The sequence below is a fragment of the Streptomyces sp. SID5910 genome, from assembly GCF_009862125.1.
In the GTDB taxonomy this organism is placed as follows: domain Bacteria; phylum Actinomycetota; class Actinomycetes; order Streptomycetales; family Streptomycetaceae; genus Streptomyces.
In genome coordinates this window covers 1-5,949 of the sequence record NZ_WWHX01000194.1, presented here as the reverse complement: position 1 = coordinate 5,949, position 5,949 = coordinate 1, and the positions used below count along the sequence as shown (strand labels likewise).

Below are 5,949 nucleotides of genomic sequence, written 5' to 3'. Positions count from 1 at the left end.
TAGACGCGCACCGACTTCGACACGTTCAAGGCGATCGCCGAGAAGCTGAGCGAGCTGGCCGCCGGCCACCTGGACGCCCGCAAAGACCTGGTGGCGGCGCCGCTCCAGCACGACACCCCGGGCGAGATCGCCCAGCCGGGCGGGGTCGTACGGGACTGGAAGCGCGGCGAGTGCGATCCGGTGCCGGGCAGGACGCTGCCGAACCTGACCGTCGTGGAGCGCGACTACACGGCGATCGGCGCCAAGTTCGCGGCGCTGGGGCCGCTGGTGGAGGCCAAGGGGCTGCCGGCCAAGGGCATCACGCTGAAGCCGGACGAGGAGGTCGAGCGGCTGCGGCACATGAACGGCGCGGTGCGCGGCGGCCCGGCCGACGGGCGCCCGGCGCTGGACACGGCGGTGAAGGCGGCGAACACCATCCTGGCCCTGTCCGGCACGACCAACGGCCGCCTGGCCGTGCAGGGTTTCCGCACCCTGGAGGCGAAGACCGGGCAGGAGATGGCCCACCTGGCCGCCGAGCACGAGGGCAAACAGGTCACCTACGCCGACACCCAGGCGGCGCCCGTGCCCGTAATCACCTCGCCGGAGTGGTCGGGCAGCGAGGCCGGCGGGCGCCGCTACACGGCGTTCACGCTCAACACCGAGCACCTCAAGCCCTGGCACACCCTCACCGGCCGCCAGCACTTCTTCCTCGACCACGACTGGATGCACGAGCTGGGCGAGGCGCTGCCGGTGTACCGGCCGCCGCTGGACATGAGCCGGCTGTTCGGTGAGCCGCAGCTCGGCCCGGACGGGCACCGTGAGGTCACGGTGCGCTACCTCACCCCGCACAACAAGTGGTCCATCCACTCCGAGTACCAGGACAACCTGTTCATGCTGGCGCTGTCCCGGGGCGGCCAGACCATCTGGATGGCACCCGAGGACGCGGCGGCGATCGGCGTGTCCGACGACGACTGGATCGAGGCCGTCAACCGCAACGGCGTGGTGGTGGCCCGCGCGATCGTCTCGCACCGCATGCCGCCCGGCACGGTCTACATGCACCACGCGCAGGAACGCACCGTCAACGTGCCGCTCAGCGAGACCACCGGAAAGCGCGGCGGCATCCACAACTCGCTCACCCGTCTGCTCCTCAAGCCGACCCATCTCATCGGCGGCTACGCCCAGTTGTCGTGGGCGTTCAACTATCTGGGGCCGACGGGCAACCAGCGCGACGAGGTGACGGTGATCCGCCGCCGCGCCCAGGAGGTCGAGTACTGATGCGTCCGATGGCCCAGATCGCGATGGTCATGAACCTCGACAAGTGCATCGGCTGCCACACCTGTTCGGTCACCTGCAAGCAGGCGTGGACCAACCGGCGGGGCATGGAGTACGTCTGGTTCAACAACGTCGAGACCCGCCCGGGGCAGGGCTATCCGCGCCGCTACGAGGACCAGGAGAAGTGGCGGGGCGGCTGGGAGCTGAACCGGCGGGGCGCGCTGAAGCTGAAGGCGGGCGGCCGGCTGAAGAAGCTCGCCGGGATCTTCTCCAACCCGAAGCTGCCGGAGATCAAGGACTACTACGAGCCCTGGACGTACGACTACAAGAACCTCACCGACGCCCCGCTCGGCGACGACTACCCGGTGGCGCGGCCCGTCTCCCAGCTCGACGGCAAGCCGATGAAGATCGCCTGGTCCTCCAACTGGGACGACGACCTGGGCGGCGCGCCCGCCTACGGCGACCTGGACCCGATGGTGGAGCGCACCCGCCAACAGGCTTCGGAGAAGGTGAAGTTCGCGTACGAAGAGACGTTCATGTTCTATCTGCCGCGGATCTGTGAGCACTGCCTCAACCCGTCGTGCGTGGCCTCGTGCCCGTCCGGGGCGATGTACAAGCGGTCGGAGGACGGGATCGTCCTGGTCGACCAGGACCGCTGCCGGGGCTGGCGGATGTGTGTGACGGGGTGCCCGTACAAGAAGGTGTACTTCAACCACCGCACCGGCAAGGCGGAGAAGTGCACCTTCTGCTACCCGCGCATCGAGGTGGGCCAGCCCACGGTCTGCTCGGAGACGTGCGTCGGCCGGCTCAGATATCTCGGGGTCGTGCTGTACGACGCCGACAAGGTCACCGAGGCGGCGTCCACCCCGAACGAACAGGGCCTGTACGAGGCGCAGTTGGGCGTCTTCCTCGACCCGGAGGACCCCGAGGTGCGCCGGGCGGCGGAGGCCGCGGGGATCCCGTACGACTGGCTGGAGGCGGCCCGGCGCTCACCCGTGCACGCGCTGGTGAGCAGGTACCGGGTGGCGCTGCCGCTGCATCCCGAGTACCGCACGATGCCGATGGTCTGGTACATCCCGCCGCTGTCGCCGGTGGTGGACGCGCTCACCGAGACCGGGCACGACGGGGAGGACGCGGACAACCTGTTCGGCGCCATCGACACGCTGCGGATCCCGCTGGAGTACCTGGCGGAGCTGTTCACCGCGGGTGACGTCGGTCCGGTGCGGGCGTCCCTGGAGAAGCTGGCCGCGATGCGCTCCCACATGCGAGCGGTCAACCTCGGCGACGAGACCGACCCGTCGGTCGCGGCCGCCGCCGGGATGACGCCGGCCGAGATCGAGGACATGTACCGGCTGCTGGCGATCGCCAAGTACGAGGAGCGGTACGTCATCCCGACCGCGGCCGTCGGGGACGCGCACCGGCTGGAGGCGTCGGCGCTGCCGGACACGTGCAGCCTCGACGTGGACGGCGGTCCCGGCATGGGCGGCGACGGGCCCTTCGGCCAGGACTCGGGACGCAAGCGGCTGCCGCTGGTGCCGGTGGAGAACTTCCACATCCTGCGCCGGCGGCAGACCGCGGACGACGAGGAGGAGGTGTGATGCCCGGCTTCGAGGTCCTGTACCAGGCGGCGGCGCTCTGCCTGACCTACCCCGACGACGACTTCCGCGCCCGGCTGCCCCTGCTGCGCGAGGCCGCCCCGCAACTGCGCGCCTTCACCGACCACGCGGCGCTGACCCCGCAGGGCGAACTCCAGGCGCACTACGTGGAGGTCTTCGACTTCAAGAACCGGCACAGCCTCTATCTGAGCTGGTGGACCGACGGCGACACCCGCAACCGGGGGATGTCGCTGGTGCGCTTCAAGGAGCTGTACCGCCGCCACGGCCTGGAGTTCACCGGCGAGGAGCTGCCCGACTTCCTGCCGGCCGTCTTGGAGTTCACGTCGCGCACCGGCGACCTGGGCCTGCTGGTCGAGCACCGCGACGCGCTCGGCGAGCTCCGCTCCCGGCTCACCGCCTTCGGCACCCCGTACGCGTGCGTCCTGGACGCCGTGTGCGCCACCCTGCCGCCCGCACCGACCGGAGCACGCCGATGACCGTCTTCCTCTGGGGCGTCCTGCCCTACGCCGCGTTCGCCCTGCTCGTCGCCGGCCTGATCTGGCGGCACCGCTACGACCGCTTCGGCTGGACCACCCGCTCCTCCCAGGTCTACGAGTCGAAGCTGCTGAACATCGCCTCGCCCGTCTTCCACTACGGCATCCTGTTCGTGCTCGTCGGCCACCTGATCGGCCTGTTCGTGCCGGCGTCCTGGACGCAGTCGATCGGCATCAGCGAGCACGCGTACCACCTGTTCTCCCTGTACGGCGGCACCCTGGCCGGGGCACTCACGGTCGCCGGGATCGCCCTGCTGGTCTACCGGCGCCGCACCAACGCCCCGGTCTTCCGCGCCACCACGGCCAACGACAAGGTCATGTACGTCTTCCTGCTCGGCGCCATCGTCCTCGGCATGGTCGCCAAGCTCTCCGACAGCTCGGGCAACGGCTACGACTACCGCAGCACCATCGCCCCCTGGGCGCGCAGCCTGTTCACCCTGCAACCCAGGACGGGCCTGATGGAGGGGGTGCCGGTGCTGTACCACGTCCACGCGGTGATCGGCATGGTCCTCATCGCCCTGGTGCCCTACACGCGCCTGGTCCACATGTTCAGCGCGCCGCTCCAGTACCTGTTCCGCCCGTACGTGGTCTACCGGTCGCGCGACCCCAGACAACTGGGGCCGCGCCCGGACCGGCGGGGCTGGGAGCGCGCGGGCTCCTAGGGCCTGTCGGCTAGGCCAGCTTGGCCGACAGGGTGATGGTCGTGCCCGTGAGGGCCTGGCTGACCGGGCAGTTCTTCTTGGCGTCCTCGGCGGCGGCGACGAACGCGTCGTTGTCGATGCCGGGGACGGTGCCCTCGACGGTGAGGTGGATGCCCTTGATGCCCTCGCCCGGCTGGAAGGTGACGTCGGCCGAGGTGGTCAGCTTGGTGGGCGGGGTGCCGGCGCCGGCCAGGCCGTGCGACAGCGCCATGGAGAAGCAGCTGGAGTGGGCGGCGGCGATCAGCTCTTCGGGGCTGGTCTTGCCGTTCGCCTGCTCGGCGCGCGACGGCCACGACACCGGCTGCTCGCCGATGCCGGACGAGTCGAAGGTGACGACACCGCTGCCCTCGAGCAGGTTGCCTTCCCAGACGGTGTGTGCGGAGCGCGTGGTTGCCACGACGATTCCTTTCCGGATTCCCTTGCGGTACTGGGGTGATGCGGGGCGGTGGAAGCCCGTGTCCGGGTTCCTCGCCCCCATCCGATCACACTCCGGCTCGGCTCACCCGGAAGACCGGTCCCCGTGCGGGGTGCGCTGCCGCCGGGCCGCCATCACCGCGTAGACCAGGACGCCCGCGAACAGGAACAGCACGCCCTGGTAGACCGCCGCGTACCCGGCGCCGGCGACCAGCCACAGGGAGAACGCGGCCGCCACCGAGGCGATCACCGCGTCGCGCACCAGCCGGGCGCGGTTCACGCGTTCGTGCTGTCCGGAGACCAGGTGGAAGAGCTGGGCGGCGGTGGCCAGCAGGTAGGGGACGGTCGCGGTGAAGGTGGTGACGAGGACCAGGACCTCGAAGACCTTCGCCGAGCCGGACGTGTAGTTGTAGACGGTGAGCAGGGAGGCGAGGACGACGGTGACGGCGACGCCGGTCGTGGGGACGCCGCGCCGCTTGCGGGCGAAGGCTGCGGGGAAGAGGCCGTCCCTCGCCGCCGCGTACGGGGTCTGCGCGCTGAGCAGGGTCCAGCCGTTGAGGCAGCCCGTCATCGACACCAGGGCGGCGAGCGCCACGGCCCAGCCGCCCCAGGCGCCGCCGAACATGGCGTTCACGGCGTCGGAGAAGGGAGCGCTGGAGTCGACCAGGCGGTCGTGGGCGACAGTGCCGAAGACGGAGAGGGTGCCCAGCAGGTAGACGAGCGCGGCACCCGCGGTGCCGATGACCGTGGCCCGGCCGACCGTGCGGCGCGGGTCCTTGACCTCGCCGGCGCTGACGGCGGCGGACTCCACGCCGAGGTAGGAGAAGAGCAGGATCGCCGCGGCGGCGGAGACCGCGCCGATGCCGCTGGAGCCGCTCGCGTTGAACGGGCCCAGGTTGTCCGCGTCGAAGAAGAACAGCCCGCCGACCGCGACGAGCAGCAGCGGCGCGAACTTCAGCACCGTGGAGACCAGCTGGACGGCGCCCACATAGCGGGTGCCGGCGAAGTTGGCGAGGGCGGGCAGCCACTGGATGGCGAGCGCGGCCAGGCACGCGGTCCAGCGGTGGCCGTTCACCGGGATCAGGACGTCGAGGTAGCCGACGGCGGCGACGGCGAGCGCGGCGTTGGACACCCAGGTGGTGATCCAGTACGCCCAGGCGGCGAGGAACCCGGCGAAGTCGCCGAAGGCCTCGCGGGCGTAGACGTAGGGGCCGCCGGTGCGCGGGTCGCGGGCGGCGAGGCGGCCGAAGACCAGGGCCAACGCGATGGCGCCGACGGTCAGGACGCCGAAGGCGAGCAGACTGATCGTGCCGAACGGGGCGACGGAGGCGGGGAGCAGGAAGATGCCGCCGCCGATGATGTTGCCCATGACCAGGGCGGTGGCGACGGGCAGCCCGAAGCGGCGGGCGTGGCGGGTGCTGCCGGGGGCCGGGA

At 70.9% G+C, this 5,949-nt stretch carries 5 protein-coding genes and 1 pseudogene; 4 read left to right on the top strand and 2 right to left on the bottom strand.

Annotated elements, in window-relative coordinates:
- Positions 1-6: 6 nt before the first annotated feature.
- The 4 genes and pseudogenes from GTW67_RS06795 to narI all read left to right on the top strand — a co-directional run.
- Positions 7-1,254, top strand: a pseudogene (locus tag GTW67_RS06795) (molybdopterin dinucleotide binding domain-containing protein); the annotation flags it as partial.
- A complete protein-coding gene (gene narH, locus GTW67_RS06790) occupies positions 1,254-2,849 on the top strand; it encodes a nitrate reductase subunit beta (protein ID WP_161163895.1) in 1,596 nt (531 codons plus the stop codon). The pseudogene GTW67_RS06795 and the gene narH, both read left to right, overlap by 1 nt.
- Positions 2,849-3,343: a nitrate reductase molybdenum cofactor assembly chaperone gene (narJ, locus tag GTW67_RS06785; RefSeq protein WP_161163894.1), complete on the top strand. Its 495-nt coding sequence runs from the start codon at positions 2,849-2,851 to the stop codon at positions 3,341-3,343. Before narH ends, narJ begins: the two co-directional genes overlap by 1 nt.
- Positions 3,340-4,062: a respiratory nitrate reductase subunit gamma gene (gene narI, locus GTW67_RS06780; protein ID WP_161163893.1), complete on the top strand. Its 723-nt coding sequence runs from the start codon at positions 3,340-3,342 to the stop codon at positions 4,060-4,062. Before narJ ends, narI begins: the two co-directional genes overlap by 4 nt.
- A 10-nt stretch (positions 4,063-4,072) precedes the next feature.
- Here narI and GTW67_RS06775 read toward each other — a convergent pair whose 3' ends face one another.
- Both GTW67_RS06775 and GTW67_RS06770 read right to left on the bottom strand, forming a co-directional pair.
- Positions 4,073-4,498, bottom strand: coding sequence for an OsmC family peroxiredoxin (locus GTW67_RS06775; RefSeq protein ID WP_161163892.1), 426 nt, complete (start codon positions 4,496-4,498; stop codon positions 4,073-4,075).
- A gap of 102 nt (positions 4,499-4,600) precedes the next feature.
- A partial coding sequence (locus GTW67_RS06770) for an amino acid permease (protein WP_161163891.1) occupies positions 4,601-5,949 on the bottom strand: 1,349 nt, incomplete at its 5' end.

Coding starts and splice junctions, on each gene's coding strand:
- narJ (WP_161163894.1), top strand. CDS start 2,849: ATGCCCGGCTTCGAGGTCCTGTACCAGGCGGCGGCGCTCTGCCTGACC.
- narH (WP_161163895.1), top strand. CDS start 1,254: ATGCGTCCGATGGCCCAGATCGCGATGGTCATGAACCTCGACAAGTGC.
- narI (WP_161163893.1), top strand. CDS start 3,340: ATGACCGTCTTCCTCTGGGGCGTCCTGCCCTACGCCGCGTTCGCCCTG.